The sequence below is a fragment of the Laspinema sp. D2d genome (assembly GCF_025370755.1).
Classification (GTDB): Bacteria; Cyanobacteriota; Cyanobacteriia; order Cyanobacteriales; family Laspinemataceae; genus Laspinema.
Map to the genome: position 1 here is coordinate 64,376 of NZ_JAMXFC010000030.1, position 19,540 is coordinate 83,915.

Here is a 19,540-nt window from a genome sequence, read left to right on the forward strand (position 1 = left end):
TTCTGATAAAAAAGACTCCCAAGAAAAAGCCGGTTACTCGTTAATTTAATCGCTGGATATCAAGGAATATTGTCATGAATCAGTTGCTCGTTCAAACGAGTTGGTGGGTTCCTTTATATAGCTTACTCGGCGCAATCATTACCCTACCCTGGTCATCCGGAATCGTCCGACGCACGGGACCGCGACCCGGGGCTTACATCAACCTAATCGCAACCATCGTGGCATTTATTCATGGGGGATTCTTATTTAGAACCACCTGGGGTCACGGCCCGGAATTCATTGTCATCAATTGGCTCAATACCGGAGATTTAGATCTTTCCTTTGTCCTAGAAATCTCCCAAATGAGTACCGGGGCAATGGAATCAATCACCGGATTGAGTCTGCTTGCCCAAGTCTATGCCCTAGGGTACATGGAAAAAGACTGGTCTTTAGCCCGGTTTTTTGGCTTGATGGGATTTTTTGAAGCTGCCATGAGTGGTCTAGCCATTAGTAACTCCTTATTTTTGAGTTACGCCTTACTGGAAATGCTGACCCTTTCCACCTACCTGATTGTCGGATTCTGGTACGCCCAACCCTTAGTCGTCACCGCTGCGCGAGATGCCTTCTTAACCAAACGGGTAGGAGATATTTTGTTACTCATGGGGGTGGTTAGTGTCGGTACTCTAGCTGGTAGCTTCAACTTTGCGGATATTGAAGTATGGGCTGAAACTGCCGAACTTTCGCCAATGGTGGCGAACTTCCTCGGATTGACCTTAATCGCTGGTCCCATTGGCAAATGTGCTCAATTTCCGTTGCACTTGTGGCTAGATGAGGCGATGGAAGGTCCAAATCCAGCCTCCTTACTCCGAAATTCTCTGGTTGTGAGTTGTGGCGCTTATGTGCTGATTAAACTTTCGCCGGTGGTGTCTCTTTCGCCGCTTGCAGAAACCACCTTAATTGTGGTGGGGACCATGACGGCGATCGGCGCTTCTTTAGTGGCGATCGCCCAAATCGATATTAAACGCACCCTCTCCCACTCCACTAGCGCTGTCTTAGGATTAGTCTTCATTGCCGTGGGGATGCAGCACGTTGATGTGGCCCTGTTATTGCTCCTCACCCATGCGATCGCCAAAGCCCTGCTCTTTACCAGCATTGGTTCCATCATCCTAACCACCAACAACCAAAACATCACCCAAATGGGTGGTTTGTGGTCCAAAATGCCCGCCACGACCCTTGCCTTTGTCGTCGGTAGTGCTGGGACGATCGCCCTCATCCCTCTGGGGAACTTTTGGGCAATGGAACGCTGGGTCAATGGATTTTGGAGCGTTCCCTGGTGGTTGTTGCTCCTGCTGATCGTCTTTAATGGCTTAACCGCGCTCAACTTAACCCGCGTCTTCTGTCTCGTCTTCCTCGGTCAACCCCAACCCAAAACCCGCCGGGCACCGGAAGTCCCTTGGCCGATGGCCCTCCCGATGGTGAGCTTAAGCATCGTTACCTTGCTCACCCCCCTGATGCTGCAACATTGGCAACTCTTGCTCAGTTGGGCCGGACCTTGGGCCAGAAGCGGACCGGATCCGGCGGTCTTTGACTTGCCCTTGGTGGTCATCTCGGGTATTGTCGGCTGTATTGTAGGGGGAGTGCTTTATCTCAACCCCAACCGCACCGAACCTGTCCAACTCCCTTGGAAACCGTTACAAGACCTATTTGCCTATGACTTTTACATCGATAAGCTGTACCGAGTCACCGTGGTGTTAGCTGTGGAACAGTTTTCCCGATTCACCGCTTGGATAGACCGCTACTTTGTCGATGGCTTGGTCAATTTGGTGGGTTTAGCTACCGTCTTCAGCGGTCAAGGCTTAAAATATACCGTTCCTGGGGGGTCTCAACTCTATGTTTTGACCATTCTCATTGGCGTTGCACTTTTGGGTCTGTTGATGAGTTCGTTGTTATAAACCTGGGGATTTACAATGCAGGACTGACCCAGTTTTGGGGTTCATCCCCAGGCGATCGGGCGTTGTCATAGGTTTATAAAAACCCGCACCCTTGAGGGTGTGGGTTTTGACAGATTTGATTGCAGTTAAAAAGACCCTATAGAAGTTAGCGATGCTGAGTGCTTTAATCTGGGTGCCGACGATCGGTGCCGCTATTATTGGATTTTTCCCGAATCAGATGAACGGAAAGCGATCGCGTCAGATTGCCTTGGCGATCACGGCTGCCGCATTCATCTGGTCTCTGATTCTCGTTTATCAATTTGACCCGGCTGCCGTTGGATTACAGTTCGAGGAAAATCTGCCTTGGCTGGAATATCTCGGGTTAAGCTACCGACTGGGATTAGATGGGTTGTCTTTACCCTTAATCCTTTTAAATGGATTGCTGACCCTCATCGCCCTCTACAGTACCAACGAGGCAATTAGCCGTCCGCGATTTTACTACGCGTTAATCTTGCTGCTGAATGGTGGTGTTGCTGGTGCATTCCTCGCTCAAGACTTACTCCTGTTTTTCCTGTTCTATGAAGTCGAACTCATTCCCCTCTATCTATTAATTGCGATTTGGGGAGGAGCAAGACGGGGTTATGCCGCCACCAAGTTTTTACTCTATACCGCTATTTCTGGTATCTTAATTCTCGCCTCATTTTTAGGCTTAGTTTGGCTGACCCATGCTGATAGCTTTGCTTATCAAGCCTTTGCCGGGGGGTCACTGCCATTAAAATCACAACTGCTCCTATTAGCCCCTTTGTTAATCGGATTTGCGATCAAAACTCCGATTGTCCCTTTCCACACCTGGTTACCCGATGCTCACGTTGAAGCCTCGACGCCGATTTCGGTGATGTTAGCCGGGGTGTTGTTGAAGTTAGGAACCTACGGGTTATTGAGGTTTGGAGTCGGTTTATTTCCCGATGCTTGGGCGTATTGGGCCCCTTGGTTAGCTACCGTGGCGGTGGTGAGCGTTCTGTATGGAGCGTTTAGCGCCATTTCCCAAACCGACATGAAAAAAATGGTAGCCTTTAGTTCCGTGGCCCACATGGGGTATATTTTGCTGGCTTGTGCGGCTAATACGCCGGTGAGTACCGTCGGCGCAGTCTTTCAAATGGTCAGTCACGGATTGATTTCGGCGTTACTGTTTCTATTGGTTGGGGTAGTTTACAAGAAAGCTGGGACTCGGGACTTGCGGGTGTTGCATGGATTGTTGAATCCAGAACGCGGGTTACCGATGATTGGTTCTTTAATGGTGTTAGCGGTGATGGCGAGTGCGGGGATTCCCGGGATGGCGGGATTTATTGCCGAGTTTATTATCTTTCGCGGCAGTTTACCCGTGTTTCCGGTGCAAACTCTGTTGAGTATGATTGGAACGGGGTTAACGGCGGTTTATTTCTTGTTGCTGATTAACAAAGCCTTTTTTGGGCGGTTGTCTGAACAGGTGGTGAATTTGCCGCCGGTACAGTGGTCCGATCGCATTCCGGCGATCGTCTTAGCAGTGTTTGTCGTGATTTTAGGCTTGCTTCCCAGTGGCTTGGTTGCTTATAGTGAAACCACAGCCATAGCCTTGAGTCAGGGACGACCTGCTCTAAGTGCAGCATCTCATCAAGAGGCGATCGCGGTTTCCGCTGAATCCGATATTCCTATCCTCTTCTCCGTCAATCCCTGAAATTTAAACCGACTGGTAGGGGTTGAAACCCCTGCCGTCGCTTTTAACGTCACTCCGCCTAGGGTTTCCCCTCAGTTGGCGTGTCATGATAGAAGAAACCACCATTAAAATTCTGCCCTATTAAATAATTTCCCTTTGCTATTGATTCAGGAGATTCAAGAAAATGACCCTATCAAAAATAAAAGAGTCTACCCATCCTTTAATTGAATATATTGAACGCCTAGAAGCTGGGGGAGATTTACTTCCCGATTCCCCCGAAAACATGGTAGAAGTGGTCGGCATCCTCAAAAGTTATGGCATTGTTTTAGATGCCTATTCCCGCAATTTAATTTATATTGCAGACCATCAATTTTTAGTGTTATTTCCCTTTTTCAAATACTTTAATGGAGAATTTTCTTTCCAGAAGTTATTTCGACATTGGTTCCATGACCGCATTAATTTTGAATATGCAGAATATTGCATGAAAGCTATGTTCTGGCATGGCGGCGGCGGATTAGATGAGTATGTGGATAGTCCGGAATTTCAAAAACTCGCTGAAGCAGCAATTCAGGCTAAATTAAAGTTCAATCCGGTGATTTTGGGCCTGAACAAGCTCTTTCCCGATTTTTTATTAGAACAAGTGCGCCAGCTTGCTTATTACAGTGCCTTGGGACAATTTTGGCGGATCATGAGCGATATGTTTATCTCTCTGAGTGACGGCTATGATGCCGGAGAAATCACGTCAATTTCTCAAGTGGTTAATCATATCCTCAATGGCTTAGTTGCTGATGCCGCCACCCCCATTACTTATTCCGTAAAAATAGGGGATAAGGTTTACGATATTCTACCGAAAGAAGCGGGCCTCACTTTTCTAGCCGATACAGCGGTGCCTTATGTCGAGGCGGTATTTTTCCGAGGCACTCCGTTTCCGGGTACTATTTCTTACAATGCTCAAGCGCATCAGATTCCGGAGTTTCAACAGCAGTTTAGTTACGGGGCGCTTTATGCCGACCCGTTACCCACAGGTGCAGCGGGAATTCCTCCCACCTTGTTGATGCAAGATATGAGGCACTATCTACCGGACTATTTACATGAGGTATATCGCAATAGTTGCCGGGGAGAAGATGATTTGCGGGTACAAATTTGCCAAAGTTTCCAAAAATCCATGTTCTGCGTCACAACCGCCGCGATTAAGGGTCTGGCACCTCACCCCTTAGACACGAAGGAACCGGAACAACAGCAAGCAAACCGCGCTTATCTCGAAAATTGGCTCGATCGCTTTGTTACTTCTCGGCTAAGTGAGGTTAATAAACCCACGGAAAGAAGTTGTCAGTTATTTGTAACTCCTGTAGATAAGTAGCAACAATCATCGGTCTCTTTCCCCAGATTCCCCAGAAGGGTCATATCTCACTCTGACTCCCTCACAATGCCCGGTTAAGCACCAGAAACCGGGTTTCTGACCTCAATGGGTTGTGCACAGCAACATAATCCGCAAGAAACCCGGTTTCTAACCTGTTGCAGGGGCTAGAAACCGGGTTTTTGACCTCAATGGGTTACTCACAGCAACCTGATCCGCAAGAAACCTGGTTGTCTTCTCTAGGGTGTACTCCCGGCGTTTGGGTTGAAGTCTAGCAGAGGGGACGGGAATTCCCTCGGGGGCGGATTAAAGGCACTTTGTCAAGAAAACTACAGTCAGAATTTTTCGCCCTCTCCCCTCTAGTTGTTAAATAAATATCAAGATTAACCCTTTCTTTTAAAATTTAGGGCATCATTGTAATTGAGGAATAAAGATTACCTGAGTTGGGGGTAGGCAGGAGAAATAAACTGCGATCGCCCCTTCCAGGTGCGAAGCGTGTCCTAGCGAACAGAACTACACGCTTGAGAGCGTTTATCGTTTTTCCAAAGTAAAAAAAACCGGGATTCGTGGAGTAAAAAGGTAGGATTTAGCACAAAAAATCCGAGAAAAACAATCCCGAAGTAGCAAAAGACAGCAGAGGTATCCCGTGCAAGTAAGCAGTGTAGAAGTCAAGCGCGTATCCGGCGCTTTTGCCCTAATTGATAGTTTGAAACGTCACGGTGTTAAGCATATTTTTGGATATCCAGGTGGCGCGAACCTGCCGATTTACGATGAACTGTATAAGGCGGAAGCGGCTGGAGAAATACAGCATATTTTGGTCCGCCATGAACAAGGTGCGGCTCATGCAGCGGATGGGTATGCCCGGGCTACAGGCAAGGTGGGGGTCTGTTTAGCGACCTCTGGACCCGGTGCAACAAATCTGGTGACGGGGATCGCAACAGCGTATTTAGATTCGGTGCCAATGGTGGCAATTACGGGGCAAGTGCCTCGGGCGGCGATCGGCAGTGATGCGTTTCAAGAGATCGATATTTTCGGGATCGCGTTACCCATTGTCAAACACTCTTATGTGGTGCGCGATCCCAAAGATATGGGACAAATTATTGCTGAAGCGTTTTATCTGGCGAGTACGGGAAGACCTGGCCCTGTTTTGATTGATGTTCCGAAAGATGTGGGTTCTCAGGAGTTTGACTATACTCCCGTACAACCAGGGAATGTCAGTTTGCCCGGGTACCGTCCTACGGTGAAAGGCAATAACCGGCAAATCGATCGCGCCTTGAGTTTGATTCGCGAGGCAGAACGTCCTTTACTCTATGTCGGCGGTGGGGCGATCGCCTCCGGTGCGCATGGGGAAATTTTGGAACTCGCCGAACATTTCCATCTACCTGTAAGTACCACCCTGATGGGGAAAGGGTCATTTGATGAGCATCATCCCCTCTCTCTCGGAATGTTAGGGATGCATGGCACCGCTTATGCGAATTTTGCCGTGAGCAATTGTGATTTATTGATTGCCGTCGGGGCCCGGTTTGACGATCGCGTGACGGGCAAATTGGAGGATTTTGCCCGGGATGCGAAGGTCATTCACATTGATATCGACCCAGCGGAGGTGGGGAAAAACCGCAAACCCGATGTGCCCATTGTCGGGGATGTGCGACAGGTGCTGCTTGATTTATTGCATCGAAATCGGGAATTAGGCAATGGAGTCGAGGAAGGACAAACCAAACCCTGGCGCGATCGCCTGGAACAGTGGCGTCACGAATATCCCTTAGAAATTCCGCGTCCCACCGAGGGTTTATCTCCTCAAGAAGTAATTGCTGAAATTGGACGTCATGCACCGACGGCGTATTATACGACCGATGTGGGTCAGCATCAAATGTGGTCCGCCCAATTTTTGAAAAATGGGCCGCGTCGGTGGATCTCCAGTGGCGGGTTAGGGACGATGGGTTATGGATTACCCGCAGCCGTTGGGGTCAAAAAAGCCCTGCCGGATGAAGAAGTCATCTGTATCAGCGGCGACGGCAGTTTTCAAATGAATATGCAGGAACTCGGCACGATCGCCCAGTATGGCATCAAGGTGAAAATTGCCATTTTGAATAATGGCTGGTTAGGCATGGTCCGCCAGTGGCAACATTTGTTCTATGGCGATCGCTATGAAGCCACGAATTTGGAGAAAGGAACGCCGGATTTTGCCAAGTTAGCCGAAGTGTATGGCATCAAGAGTTTAGCCGTGCGATCACGCGAAGAACTCCCTGGGGCGATCGCTCAACTCCTCGCTCATGATGGAGCCATGCTCCTAGATATCCGGGTCACCCGTAACGAAGACTGCTATCCGATGGTAGTTCCCGGTACTGGTAATGATCGGATGCTGGGTTTGCACCCTCACTTAGATGAGTCCGCCCCAGAAAATGGACTAACCTGTTCTGCCTGCGGTCATCTTAACCCCGTTAGCCACAAGTGTTGTAGCGAATGTGGTACTTCCTTGTAAGTCCATGTAAGTCAATCCGAATCCGTCAATCAAAGGGTGGGGAATCCCTCACCCGACTCTGTTCCCTTCTAGTCCAGGGGTACAGTCTCTTATATCATGTTGGCTTGATCACCCAAACGGACCTCCCCCCCTTCCCACCTCTGTGAATGCCCTCTCCTCAGAGGAGAGGGAGAATCAGGAACTTTTTTTATGGCTGGAAGGGAGAGAAGAGGAACAAAAGATTTTTTAGGTTAATCCACCGGACTTGATAGGACAACGGTAGGGTTTTGAGGCAACAATTGAATAGGGACCCCTTGAATTATATCGGCTATAATAGTGAGTAAACTTTTAACAAAACAAGACATTGAACCGAGGTGTTTCACCGGAATCGATTCCATTCGCTAGATTCATGCATCCCTCTTAAAATCGTGATAACCGCACTCTATCTAAGAGCGGGTTTCAGACCCTTCAGAATGACTTGACTCCACAGAAAAATCAATTGAAATTCGCTAAGAGTCCTGATCCGCTTCATCCCCAGGCTCTAGCCTTGTCGCCTGAATGGGACTCATTTTAAAACATCAGAGTTTCTAAAATAGGTGGCCGAGGTTTCCCGTAAAGTCAAGGTGTCAGCCTGGTAAAACTCGACTCGGATAGTTAGACCGAAGGCTTGACAAGAATTTTTTTTTGTGGTATATAAAAACTCAATCAATTCTGATCCCAGCGTCTCAAGTTTGTCTTAATTTTGATATAAGTTCCTTAGGCAGCCCAACAAAATTTATAGATACCGGGGATTTTTTTTGATATATTTGAGGAGCAAGGGGTTTAAAAGAATCTTTTGTAAACCTAGATAGGTCAATTAACCTAACTCTAGGGGTCTTGTAGCTGTTTGTCACAGGGAATGCGAGCAAGAGGCTGGCACAAAGGAAGGTCTTAGGGGTGAAGCTATTCTCTCATTCATTGAAACTGACTCTAGCATTTTTAATCGGGTGGAGAAATACTTAGGAAAGCTCAATCCGAGATAGGGCGTCAATCAATTCAGTGATTAGGGAAAATTCGGGTGATTCTTAAAAAATAGGGGAATCACTCATTTGGATAATAAATCCGGGACAACAATGATGAACGAACCACTAGGCAACCCTTTGGATTCACAGGAAATCAACCCATGTTTTTCTCGAAAAAACTACCCGATTACAATTTTACTGATCGACGATCGCCCCTTGGTTGGGGAGGTTTTAAAACGAAAAATTGGGTCTGAGAAAGACATTGAGTTATTTTACTGTAGCAATCCGGTTCAGGCAATTCCTATGGCCCTGGAATGTTCGCCTACCGTAATTTTACTAGATTTAGTCATGCCCGAAATTGATGGATTAATGTTACTCCGTTTTTTGAGGGCTAATTCTAAAACTCGTGAAATTCCGGTTTTGGTGCTCTCTACGGAGGAACAAGTCAGTCTCAAAGGAGAAGCCTTTGCAGCAGGTGCCAGTGACTACTTAATTAAATTTCCAGATCCCATTGAGTTGATTGCCCGGATTCGCTATCACTCCAAGGCTTATATTAATTTTTTAAAGCATCAAGAAGCCTATCGGGAACTGCAATTCATGCATGAAAGCTTAGAACAGCGAGTTGAGGAACGGACGAAAGAACTTCGGCAAACCCTAGAAAACCTCCAGAATACCCAAGCGCAACTGATTCATGCAGAAAAAATGTCGGCCCTCGGTCAATTGGTGGCTGGGATTGCCCATGAAATCAATAATCCACTCCAATTTATTGGGGGTAATATCAGTCATGCGGGCCAATATACTCAAGATTTATTAACCCTAATCAAACTCTACGAAGCGTCAAATCCGGACCCGAGTCCAGAGGTTAAAGCATTTATGCATGAGATAGATTGGGAGTTTATTTGTGGGGATTTACCGAATTTGATGTCATCCCTCCGAGTAGGGGTTGATCGCATCCAAGAAATTTCTAATGATATGAGGAATTTCTCCCGGATGGACAAGGGGAGAAGAATCAAAGTAGATATTCATAAAGGGATTGATAGTAGCTTAGTCATTTTAAATCATCGACTGAAAGCGAATCAAATTCAAGTGGTCAAGGATTATGGAAACATCCCGGAAATAGAATGTTGTATTGGACAACTCAATCAAGTTTTTATTAATCTCATTGGGAATGCGATCGACGCGTTGGAAGTGGAAAATTCGGCTGAATCGGACAACTGCGAACCCTGTGAGCGATCGCTGGAGGTGACTTTGGGCCCCTGGGTCCCTACCATTTGTATTCACACCGAGGTCGAGAATGATTCCCTGGTCATTCAGATTACAGATAATGGTCAAGGGATTTCCACAGAGATCCAGAACCGACTATTTGAACCCTTTTTCACCACCAAACCAGCGGGCAAAGGGACCGGACTAGGATTGTCAATTAGCTATCAAATTATTGTCGAGAAGCATAAAGGGTTGTTTACCTGTAGCTCAATCTTAGGAAAGGGAACCGAGTTTAAAATTATGCTGCCGTTGCGTCTGGATCCCATTAGCGAGGGGAAAGAGGGGGAAAAAGGGGAATCAGAGTCGGCGACTCTTCCTTTACAACGGGAGAACCGAGATCCGCCAACTCGGGCATTGCAACATTGGGCCACCGCCTAAATCCAAAGGGGGATAGGGTTTGGAGGGGAAAGGGAAATCCCTAACTCAGTTCCGTTTCAATAAATACATCCACCGCGTCGAGGAGTTCACGAAACGAGTCTAAAAGTTCGGTGGATCCGTCCAGACTTTGTTGGCAGGCCATTTCTTCGAGTTCCTTGGCGCGATCGGAGAGTATGGGAACTCCCATATTGGCGGCAGAACCTTTGAGGCGGTGGGCGAAATGTTTGACCTGAGAATAGTCTTGGGCGGCGATCGCCCGTTCTAAGGGCTGTAAATCTTGGGAGGCGGTTTCCAGAAACATTTGCAAAAGTTGCCGTTTGACGGCGACTTTACCCCGAGAGATTTTTTCAAGGCGTTGGCGATCGATGGGGAGGTTAAAATTCGGGGTGTTTAGTCCCGAATGATGACCATTTCCACTGGTGGAATAGATTGGATTCCCGGGGACGAGAGAACCTGATTCCCCCAATTGTGAATCCCTCGCCCCAGGGGAATAACTAACCGGACTCAGGGGAATTTTTTGTGCCCAGCGCTGAACAATTCGGGCCAAATCCTCTTCATCCACAGGTTTGCTCAAATAGTCATCCATACCGGACGCTAAACATTTCTCGCGATCGGCTTTCATGGCATGGGCAGTCAAGGCAATGACAACGGTGCGACTTTGATTCCCCTCTCGCCGACGTAATTCCTGAGTCGCTGTATAACCATCCATCAACGGCATCTGGCAATCCATCAATACAATATCGTAATTTTGGGCTTCCAGACATTTGAGGGCTTCGATCCCATTCGCCACACAGTCTGCCTGGTAGCCGAGGGTTTCGAGCTGAGAAAGTATAACGGTTTGATTGATTAAGTGATCTTCTACGACTAAAATTTTCAGGTCTTTTTTCCCATTGTATAGGGAGCGATCGCCCATTTTTTCTAGGGAATCCCACTCGATTCCTTCTAAAGATTCCCGGGCCGGTTTTCGATGACGATGGGCGGTTTGAAAGGGCAACGTAAACCAAAATGTTGAACCCTGATTGACTTCACTGATTACGCCAATTTCCCCCTGCATAATCGAGACTAACTGTTCACAAATTGCCAGCCCTAAGCCAGTTCCGCCATACTGACGGCTGGTGGAAGGATCGACTTGAGAGAACGATTGAAACAGGTTAGCTTGGGCTTCCGGGGGAATTCCGATTCCCGTATCCGTGACTTGAAAATAAACCCGGGTTTTCCGATTCGTTTTCCCTTCTAATTTAGCTTCTAGGGAAATGGAACCGGAGGGGGTAAATTTAATAGCATTGCTGACTAAATTGAGTAAAATTTGCCTCAACCGGCTGGGGTCACCCCGCACGAACCGGGGGACTTGTTCCTCATAATATAGTTTTAAGATAATCCCCTGGTCTTCTGCTTGGGGTTTAAATAAATTCATCACTTCTTGCAGACAGTCATACAAATCAAAATCCAACGTTTCTAAGTGCATTTCTCCGGCTTCAAGTTTGGAGAAATCCAGGATATCATTAATAATTCCGAGTAAATGTTTGGCAGAAATCCGAATGGTTTCTGCATATTCCTGCTGTTTGGGCGTGAGATCGGTATGCAGCATCAAGGCCGCCATACCGAGGACGCCATGCATCGGCGTGCGAATTTCATGGCTCATATTGGCAAGAAATTGGGATTTTGCTTGGGCTGCTTCTAGGGCAGCTTCACGAGTTTGGATCAATTCATCCACGCGATCGGCCACGATAATCACCCCCCCGATCGCCTCCCCATCTTCTATGCCACTGGGGGGATTGACGTACCAAGGCTGAACCGCCCAGCGAAAGTATAACACTGACCCATCGGCCCGCTCCCACTTATCTTCTGTGCGAGAAATAAACTGTCCTTGTAATCCCTGTTGGTGCAGTTCTTTCCAGTCTTCTTTGATATCGGGAAAGATCTCATAGTAACTACAACCCAAAAGACTTTGGGAGACCAAATTATGATCCGTGAGCCATTGGTTACTATAGGCAAGAAACCGCATTTCCGTATCAAACATCGCCAAGGCGATCGGGGCATTTTCAATAAATTGCCGGAGTTGCTGATATTCTTTTTGTTGAGCGAGTTCGGCTTGTTTGCGCTCTGTAATATCGATGCCGATTCCCCATCCGGCCCAACTGGCGATCGGGAAGCGTGAGCTGATATTAGACCAAGCCACTGTCTTGATCACGCCGTCTTTGCAAGTGATTTGCCATTCCCGGGCCCGTCCATGACTGCGCGCTTTATTCACCTCTTCAATAATGGCATCGCGCAGAGTATCCACGGACGGCACAAGCTCGTCCATCGGCGCGATCGAAGGTACAGTCAACTCGGTAGATAGTTCACTCTCGGAGTTCTGATTTAAAAACAGGTGTTTAGCCTGGGGATTGCCAATAATTTCCTCAGCAGAATAGCCCGTGACTCTTTCGCACTCGCGGTTCCAGACGATAATATTGCCCTCGGCATCAAAGGCGGTCAACATCACCGGCATATTTTCCAAAACTCCCCGCAGGCGCAGTTCACTTTCCTGCAGTGCCTGATACGCCTCATCCCGTTGTAAACGACTAATATAAGCTTGAGAATGGTAACGAATTCGGGCCAGCAGTTCGATGGGGTCGGGCAGTTTCACTAAATAGTCATTAGCACCGGCAGCAAAGGCTTCCGCTTTAAGCTTGGCTTCTTCTTTCACCGAGAGTACAATCATGGGAATGTCCCGAGTGGCGGCATTGGCCCGAAAAAACCGCAGCAATAATAGTCCATCCACATCCGGCATGACTAAATCTTGCAAAATTACGGTCGGGGAAATTTCGGTAGCTTGTCGAACGCCATCAAGAGGGTCCTGGCAGTAGTGAAAAATAATATCTTTTTCATCAACCAGCATCCGACTGACTGCTTCCCCAATGATCGGCTGATCGTCAATGAGCAAGACGGTAATCGGGTGTTGTGTCCAGGTTATGTTGGTACTGGTGGCTTTGGCATTCTGCCTGGTCATAGTCTTGCAGCTCAAAGACTGAATGGGTGGAGATCGGTGGCAGGTTGAGAAAACTGCTTTAGCCAAGCTGAACCCATCAGCAGTAAACGGGTTCAGACTGTGGTGACATTAGGGATGATTCCTCCGTTGAATCGAGTTAGGGTGAATGGGCGAATCGTTGGGATTAGAAATCGCCCGCCGGGAATAAATCTGTGCGATCGCGCCTCAAGAGGTTAGTATCGGCTTCTCCCCTATTATCCTCAATTGTGGGGGTTTCAGCTACCTTGAAGGAGGCTGATACTCTCGCATTTGGGGGACCGCAATTCAGGAGTTTAGCCCTTGTGAATCCGCAAAAGGCATAATCTAAGGGTAGCAGGATCGGCTCGTGCTGGGGTGAGTTTTAACCGGCAAGCTGTCTCTTAAGCTGGGGCGTTGGGGATCGGTGGACGGGGGTTCGGGCGATCGCCCTGCCTGCCTCATAGGAATTTGGGCGATCGGCACAGAGACAAACCAAGGTTTATAATTCGGTTGCTCTGCTGGCGTTAATTCAGCCGTTTACTCAACATTTAGTTAATCCGAGGGATGAGCATGGAAACTGCTTTAATTACGGGCGCATCTTCTGGAATTGGTGCTGTCTTTGCCCGAGAACTCGCTCGTCGTCATTACAATTTGATTCTCGTGGCGCGATCGCACGATCAACTCAATACCCTCGCCCAGGAACTGCGAAACCAGTATCCCATTCAAGCTGAAGTCATTGTCAAAGACCTCGGACAACCCCAGGCGGCTACCCAGGTTTATCAAACGGTCAAAGACCGAGGTTTGACCGTTGATTTACTGATTAATAATGCCGGATGTGGCGATTACGGACCCTTTGCCAGTCGCACTCCCAGTCGTCAGTTAGAGATGATTCACCTCAATATCGCAGCCCTCGTGGAACTGACCCACTGTGTTTTACCGGAAATGCAACAGCGGCGATCGGGCAGCATCATTAATGTGGCTTCCATTGCCGGATTTCAACCGATTCCCTATATGTCTGTTTATGCCGCTTCTAAAGCTTTTGTCCTCAGTTTTAGTGAAGCACTCTGGTCCGAAAATCTCCCATTTAACCTCCGCATTCAAGCCCTTTGTCCCGGCCCAACCTACAGCAACTTTTTCCAAAAAGCGGGGTTTCCTGACCCCCTACAAAACAACGATCGCCGCGTCACAATTATCCCCCCGGAACAAGTCGTTCAAGACTCCCTACGCGGCCTTGCAAAAAATCAGCCCGTTGTTGTCACCGGTACCTTTAAAGCTCACATTATTGTTAATCTCCCCCGCTTTTTCCCCCGGGAGGTGTGGGTTAATTTCATGGGGAAAATGTTTAAAGGAGGGGAGTGAGGGGAGATGGGGTGGATGGGGTGGATGGGGGAGATGGGGGAGATGGGGGAGATGGGGTGGATGGGGGAGATGGGGGAGATGGGGGAGATGGGGGAGATGGTTTGTAATAATGACTGAAGTCGTTCTTTTTACTTCACCCTAATTATCCCCTTGTTGATCCATCTTCGACAATCATTACCGTACCTTGTGCACCATCAATCCGAACCCATTGACCATCTTGAAGACGAGAGGTGGCATCTGTGACATCCATAACCGCAGGAATTCCATATTCACGAGCCACGATCGCCCCGTGGGAAAGTTGACCTCCCACCTCTGAAATTAACCCGCCAGCGCGGGCTAATACGGCAGACCAACCGGCATCCGTATAGGAAACAACTAGAATGGTTTCTTTATCAATCGGGCTGACTTCTTGTAAATTGCGAAGCACTTTGACTCGACCTTCCACAACCCCTGCACTCGCACCAATCCCCCGCAATCCTTGAGACATATCAACCACTGGGCGGGTTACGGTAGAAGGCAGGGCCGGTGTATTTCCATAAACCACCGCTGGAACAGACTTCAGTTTTTTATCCTGGGCAAAGGCATCCTGGCGGTGAGCAATTAATTCGCGGAGGCGATGTCTTAATTCTAAATTTGAACCGTCAATTAATTGTCGAATTTCCCCAAACTCTAAAAAGAAAATATCCCCCTTTTGCTCAATGATTTCAGTTTCAATAAACTGCTGCTCTAAGGCTAAAAAACTCCATCGTAAATGCGCCAATAACTTGTTATAAATCACTGCAACTCGCCCCTTTAAGTCGAGACGACTTTGAACAATTTGGGCTTTGATGCCTGGGGATTTGGGTTTGTTTGCCAGGGGAACAGGTTGAAACAACTGCTGAGTAAACAGTTGGCGCACGGGTCGGGGGTCTTCTTTCCAGGTGGGAACGGCGATATCCGTGGCAACATCGCTCAAATAGCCGTAGCGGTTGAGAAACTCATCAAATTGGTCAAAAATTGTTTGTCCTTCGGGCATTTCGGCGAGGACGGCAAAGAGTTGAGAACAATCTCCAGTTTTATCTCCAGGCAGACTAATTTCATCCAAGTCCGGCAGGACCAAGAGGGCGGCATTGGCAATTTCTTGAAGGGCCTGGATTGCCGAGATTTCGGGAGTTTTTCCATAATCCAGTTCGCGATCGCCCACTTTGAGCATTCCCTTTCTCAAAGCAAAACTCAGGGGGGACAAAATATTGTAATAGGTGAGGGTCTCTAACAACTCCAAAATTTCATCAATCCGCTGCAGCAGGGATTGAGGACTTAAGGAAGAACCGCCCGATCCCGGTCCCGTATCATCAGAAATGGACAGGGCCTCCTGAGACTCAAATGCTGCTAAGGCGGGGACTAAACGCCCTTGTTCTAGGTCATCAAAATTAAATCCCAGTCGGATTTCTCGCCGCAGCAAGCGCAGTAATCCGGGCAGGGAAATTAGGGTAGAGGTTAAGGGAGGTTTGCTGAAGGGGGCACCTCGGGTCAGAAATTCCAGACTTTCGGGAGGTAACCCCATCCGCCGAAAGATTTCCCCCAGTAAGGAGGCGTTAAAGTAGGCATGAGAAAAATGCAGGGTGGCGGTTTGCAAAAAGTCCAAATGACGGGCGCGTTTGCCTAACACAAGGCTAAACAGTTTCCCCCAAACGCCACAGGTGAGGGGACGATTCAAGGACCAGGTGAGGGGACGAATGGTGCCGGGGATGACTTCGGCAGCAATTTTACGGGTCCAAATGGGTAGCAGGGTGGTGATGGGACGCGCCTGTAATAGCCACAGTGATTCCCCGTCGTAAGTCCATTCGATGTCTTGGGGAATGCCGTGGTAGTGGTTTTCCAGATGGCGGACGAGATAGGCGACTTGTTGCAACAATCGTCGGGGGACATCCCCGGTGCCTTCGAGGGGAAGTTGTTGGTCCTCGGGGAGTTTCCAGGTGGCGGAGACATCGACATCGGCAGCGGAGATAAAGACTTGGTAGCGTTCCGGGGTGACTTGTCCGGAGACGACTCGGGAACAGTCTCCGGGGAGGGCTTCGATCGCCACAAAATCCCCTTGTCCCGTCATAGGATCCCGACTAAAGGCAACACCGGAAAACACACCGGGAATTTGGGGTTGAATCAATACGGCCATTGCATCTCGGCGTCCTTGACGAGAATTACCCGATCGACCTCGGGGGCTGGAATCCTGACGATATTGAGCAGCATTGGGGCGATCGTAGGAGGTTAAGCATTGGGTAATCGCTTCGCTTAAACTGGGGCGAGAAGTGACGTTGGCAACGGAGAGATATTGACCCGCAGCGGAAGCCGTTTCGCTATCTTCACCAATGGCAGAGGACCGGACAATCAGGGGAGAGTCCTCTGAAGGCTGGAGATGAGCAATTAAGGGGGCCGGGTCATCCCCAGGAGGGAGGACCCATCCCAGAGGAACGGGATAGCCGGACTGTTTGAGGGTCGCTAATGTGGCAGCTTTTGCACCGACTTTTGCGGCATCTAAGGGTTTATCCAGAGAAACCAGGGCGCGATCGCCTCGGAAAAAGCGAAACATCTTCTCCGATTGTTCATGACTGTTGGTGGCAGGCAAATCTAAATCGTCAGGCATTTTTTGGTAAATCCAGTAGAGTATTACCCCCAGGGCGATCGCCGCTGCGATTCGTTCCACTTGCTGGGAGTCCCGGGCAGCCGTAATCAGCGGCAGGAGTACCAATACTAAGGTCCGCCCCTGCTGACGTTCTCGCACCAGAGTAAAACTAATCCCCCCAATCAAAAAAATCAACCCCGAGGCGATCGGGTCATGGACGATAAACCCCCAAACCACGTTGGTGGTCCCGGCCCCTCGTCCCCTCCAATACCGCCCCATTACCAAGGCAATCAAAGAAATTAATTCCCACTCTGGATTTTGGGGAAAAAACTGCCTTGCCAGCAGTACGGCTAAAATTCCTTTTGACGCCTCCGATATCACCGCCAGGATACCAGCGACTCGCCCTCCATGATAAAAGGCCGCAGAGACCCCTATATTGCCGGTTCCCACCCGCCCCAAATTTTGGCCGGTGAGGGCGCGAGTAATCCAATCAATTAGGGGTAAGGCCCCTAAGATGGGACAGAGGATAAAAATCAGTAACGTTCCCCAAACTTGCGTCAGCGTCATGGAAAAACCAGCAATTGCGGCGGTGAGGGATGACTCTTTAACAAATATCTAAGTATGCCGCAAAAATCAAAGTTCTGCTAAAAGGGGTCTTTATTGTTGGGGTAATGGGACCCTAGCTGATAGGGTCTGCGGCCCCCCTGCACCAGGGTCTATAACGGTTCAGGGGGTCAAATGGGGTACTACGATCGCTGCCGGTATGTCCTGTCCCCCCTCGTGGCCCTTGGTCCTGGACTAAATCCGCTGCTGCTTGAGATATCCCTCGGGAGGGGCGCAAGGTGGGTTGAGAATCCATTGCGCGAAGGATGTGAATGGCTTCCTCAAGGGCACTGATGCCCTCTTGGGTTTAGATCGGGGTTTCTCCCGGCAGTTGAAAGAGTCTGCCATTGTAATAGTTTTTCAGGGTTTCCAGTTTGTTCGCATAGTCCCCGGGATTGGCCCGCCCTTGATTCATTTCTCGAATAATCTGTGCTTCTAATTGAGATAAATAGGGCATGGCATCTCCTTGGGTGAACATGATAAGGATGAGAAGGACTGGCTTCCTTTATCTGGCTGGGTTCTATCATTGGATTTCTGAAACAAGGGTGAAAATTTTATCTTGATCAAGGGATAAAATAGACGGCAAGGAAAGGCTAATACTCGTCATTCTCCTGCCCAAAATCATTGAGCCTTTTCGCCCCGGCTGGAACAAATTCCAGCCGGTGTTGATGTTTTTAGGATAGTTTATTTTGTATAGATGGATTAAGGTGGCTTTTTAAGCCTAACACTGCCTCAAAGCGGGTCATCCGAACTCAGGCGATCGCTGGCGATCGGTTTGCGCTACAGTGAGGATGAAACTCTGTGCGAGCCTGCCAATTTTGTTCGATAAAAAAAGCCGATGGATTACCCAACTGCCTACAATTTTTTAATGGATCAGGGAACTGCTCTAATTTCTCAGCGTAACCCTGACGATTTACTCCGCCGTCTCCAACAGGGAAAACCGCCAATTCCCGGTCAGGTTACGGCTATTTTATTAGCACTTAAGGTTGCGTTTGATGGATTAAAAGAAGCCAAAAATTTAGACCGAAACTTAGTCTGGGCATTGTATCTTTTAACCGTGGAAAGTCAGCAGCTTTTTGAAAGTGGCTGGAACGCTGGGGTAGACTGGCCGCCGCTGTTAAAGGAGGATTTACATCGAATTGCGATCGCAGTTCAAAGTATCTATTCTGGCATTTGGCAAGGAGGGTAAAGCCAGTTCGACATTATCCCATATAGATAGAGCTTGTCTCAATAAAGGGGAGAATTCGGAACAGGAGTGGGAAGATCTTGCTCCCTATTGCACGAAAGGAGGAAGATGCTGCCACTCTCCCGAAAAAGTCCAATTCCTGGAGACAGGCTCTATAAAATTTGAATATTTCATTCAATTTCCTGAAAAGCTTTTCTTCAAACTCTGCCTCATTTCAAGGGGCTGTACCATTAGTAAAAATGCACCCTATTCTACCCCTTACAACAGACTTAAAGCAAGAGTAAGCCCAATCATTAAATCTGAAATTCAGATTTAATAGGTGGCTTCATACCAAATTCGTTCACCATTTTGGTAGACTTCTAAAGAGTCCCCTACCATGTAAGTGTACTCATTTCCAGAATCATCGGAGTTCGTCACCATATAATATCCGCTATCGGTGAAGGTGACGCCATAGACATTAATCAAATCCCCATTAGAACGATTGATACCCTGATAAAAATAATCCCCATCTCCATCCTCACAAATGAAGACATTATAGGTGTCAGTTGTGAATTGTGCTATCGTGGTAGCCCTTGCGCATCCGCTTTGGGCGATTAGCAATTGCTGGGACTGGGCGAAACTAGAATGCTCGGCGATATTGGAGGAAGGAGCAACAGCTAACACAAGGCATCTCCAAAAATTACAGACTATGCTATAATAAGAGCGGCTTATATTTTTTTACTGCAATGAGTGTCATTCTAA

12 protein-coding genes are annotated in these 19,540 nt (G+C 48.3%); 7 read left to right on the forward strand and 5 right to left on the reverse strand.

Translation table 11 applies throughout. The features are described from left to right. Positions 1–74 precede the first annotated feature (74 nt). From NG796_RS18890 to NG796_RS18910, 5 genes are all read left to right on the forward strand, one after another. Positions 75–1,931: an NAD(P)H-quinone oxidoreductase subunit F gene (locus NG796_RS18890; RefSeq protein ID WP_261208441.1), complete on the forward strand. Its 1,857-nt coding sequence runs from the start codon at positions 75–77 to the stop codon at positions 1,929–1,931. A gap of 151 nt (positions 1,932–2,082) precedes the next feature. Beyond that, positions 2,083–3,624, forward strand: coding sequence for an NADH-quinone oxidoreductase subunit M (locus tag NG796_RS18895; RefSeq protein WP_261208443.1), 1,542 nt, complete (start codon positions 2,083–2,085; stop codon positions 3,622–3,624). A 163-nt stretch (positions 3,625–3,787) separates the two neighbouring features. Continuing rightward, positions 3,788–4,963: a CO2 hydration protein gene (locus NG796_RS18900; protein ID WP_261208444.1), complete on the forward strand. Its 1,176-nt coding sequence runs from the start codon at positions 3,788–3,790 to the stop codon at positions 4,961–4,963. A 643-nt stretch (positions 4,964–5,606) separates the two neighbouring features. Continuing rightward, positions 5,607–7,442, forward strand: a complete 1,836-nt coding sequence (ilvB, locus tag NG796_RS18905; protein WP_261208445.1) for a biosynthetic-type acetolactate synthase large subunit — start codon at positions 5,607–5,609, stop codon at positions 7,440–7,442. A 1,091-nt stretch (positions 7,443–8,533) separates the two neighbouring features. Beyond that, positions 8,534–10,063 carry an ATP-binding protein gene (locus tag NG796_RS18910; protein WP_261208446.1) on the forward strand — a complete coding sequence of 510 codons (1,530 nt, stop codon included), beginning with the start codon at positions 8,534–8,536 and terminating at the stop codon, positions 10,061–10,063. A 40-nt stretch (positions 10,064–10,103) separates the two neighbouring features. On the opposite strand, the gene NG796_RS18915 is transcribed toward NG796_RS18910, so the two are convergent. Then, on the reverse strand, positions 10,104–13,055 hold the full coding sequence (locus NG796_RS18915; RefSeq protein ID WP_317619330.1) for a response regulator: 2,952 nt from the start codon (positions 13,053–13,055) through the stop codon (positions 10,104–10,106). Positions 13,056–13,622: 567 nt separating this feature from the next. On the opposite strand from NG796_RS18915, the gene NG796_RS18925 reads away from it, so the two are divergent. Further along, positions 13,623–14,411, forward strand: a complete 789-nt coding sequence (locus tag NG796_RS18925; protein WP_261208447.1) for an SDR family NAD(P)-dependent oxidoreductase — start codon at positions 13,623–13,625, stop codon at positions 14,409–14,411. Between the two features lie 142 nt (positions 14,412–14,553). Here the strand turns inward: NG796_RS18925 and NG796_RS18930 are convergent, their stop codons facing one another. The 3 genes from NG796_RS18930 to NG796_RS18940 form a co-directional block, all read right to left on the reverse strand. After that, positions 14,554–17,577 carry a glycerol-3-phosphate acyltransferase gene (locus NG796_RS18930; RefSeq protein ID WP_261208448.1) on the reverse strand — a complete coding sequence of 1,008 codons (3,024 nt, stop codon included), beginning with the start codon at positions 17,575–17,577 and terminating at the stop codon, positions 14,554–14,556. Positions 17,578–17,689: 112 nt separating this feature from the next. Further along, positions 17,690–17,869, reverse strand: a complete 180-nt coding sequence (locus NG796_RS18935; protein ID WP_261208449.1) for a hypothetical protein — start codon at positions 17,867–17,869, stop codon at positions 17,690–17,692. Positions 17,870–17,920: 51 nt separating this feature from the next. Next, positions 17,921–18,070: a hypothetical protein gene (locus NG796_RS18940; protein ID WP_261208450.1), complete on the reverse strand. Its 150-nt coding sequence runs from the start codon at positions 18,068–18,070 to the stop codon at positions 17,921–17,923. Between the two features lie 381 nt (positions 18,071–18,451). Between NG796_RS18940 and NG796_RS18945 the strand changes: the two genes are divergently transcribed. Next, positions 18,452–18,802: a Dethiobiotin synthetase gene (locus NG796_RS18945; RefSeq protein ID WP_261208451.1), complete on the forward strand. Its 351-nt coding sequence runs from the start codon at positions 18,452–18,454 to the stop codon at positions 18,800–18,802. 309 nt (positions 18,803–19,111) lie between these two features. Here NG796_RS18945 and NG796_RS18950 read toward each other — a convergent pair whose 3' ends face one another. Beyond that, the gene (locus tag NG796_RS18950) at positions 19,112–19,462 is read right to left on the reverse strand and encodes a hypothetical protein (protein ID WP_261208452.1); all 351 of its coding nucleotides are present in this window, start codon (positions 19,460–19,462) and stop codon (positions 19,112–19,114) included. Positions 19,463–19,540: the final 78 nt, after the last annotated feature.

What these genes read in the sequence shown, in the direction of transcription:
- NG796_RS18890 (WP_261208441.1), top strand. Translation starts at nt 75, where the DNA reads ATGAATCAGTTGCTCGTTCAAACGAGTTGGTGGGTTCCTTTATATAGC.
- NG796_RS18895 (WP_261208443.1), top strand. Translation starts at nt 2,083, where the DNA reads ATGCTGAGTGCTTTAATCTGGGTGCCGACGATCGGTGCCGCTATTATT.
- NG796_RS18900 (WP_261208444.1), top strand. Translation starts at nt 3,788, where the DNA reads ATGACCCTATCAAAAATAAAAGAGTCTACCCATCCTTTAATTGAATAT.
- NG796_RS18910 (WP_261208446.1), top strand. Translation starts at nt 8,534, where the DNA reads ATGATGAACGAACCACTAGGCAACCCTTTGGATTCACAGGAAATCAAC.
- NG796_RS18915 (WP_317619330.1), bottom strand. Translation starts at nt 13,055, where the DNA reads ATGACCAGGCAGAATGCCAAAGCCACCAGTACCAACATAACCTGGACA.
- NG796_RS18925 (WP_261208447.1), top strand. Translation starts at nt 13,623, where the DNA reads ATGGAAACTGCTTTAATTACGGGCGCATCTTCTGGAATTGGTGCTGTC.
- NG796_RS18930 (WP_261208448.1), bottom strand. Translation starts at nt 17,577, where the DNA reads ATGACGCTGACGCAAGTTTGGGGAACGTTACTGATTTTTATCCTCTGT.
- NG796_RS18935 (WP_261208449.1), bottom strand. Translation starts at nt 17,869, where the DNA reads ATGGATTCTCAACCCACCTTGCGCCCCTCCCGAGGGATATCTCAAGCA.
- NG796_RS18940 (WP_261208450.1), bottom strand. Translation starts at nt 18,070, where the DNA reads ATGCCCTATTTATCTCAATTAGAAGCACAGATTATTCGAGAAATGAAT.
- NG796_RS18945 (WP_261208451.1), top strand. Translation starts at nt 18,452, where the DNA reads ATGGATTACCCAACTGCCTACAATTTTTTAATGGATCAGGGAACTGCT.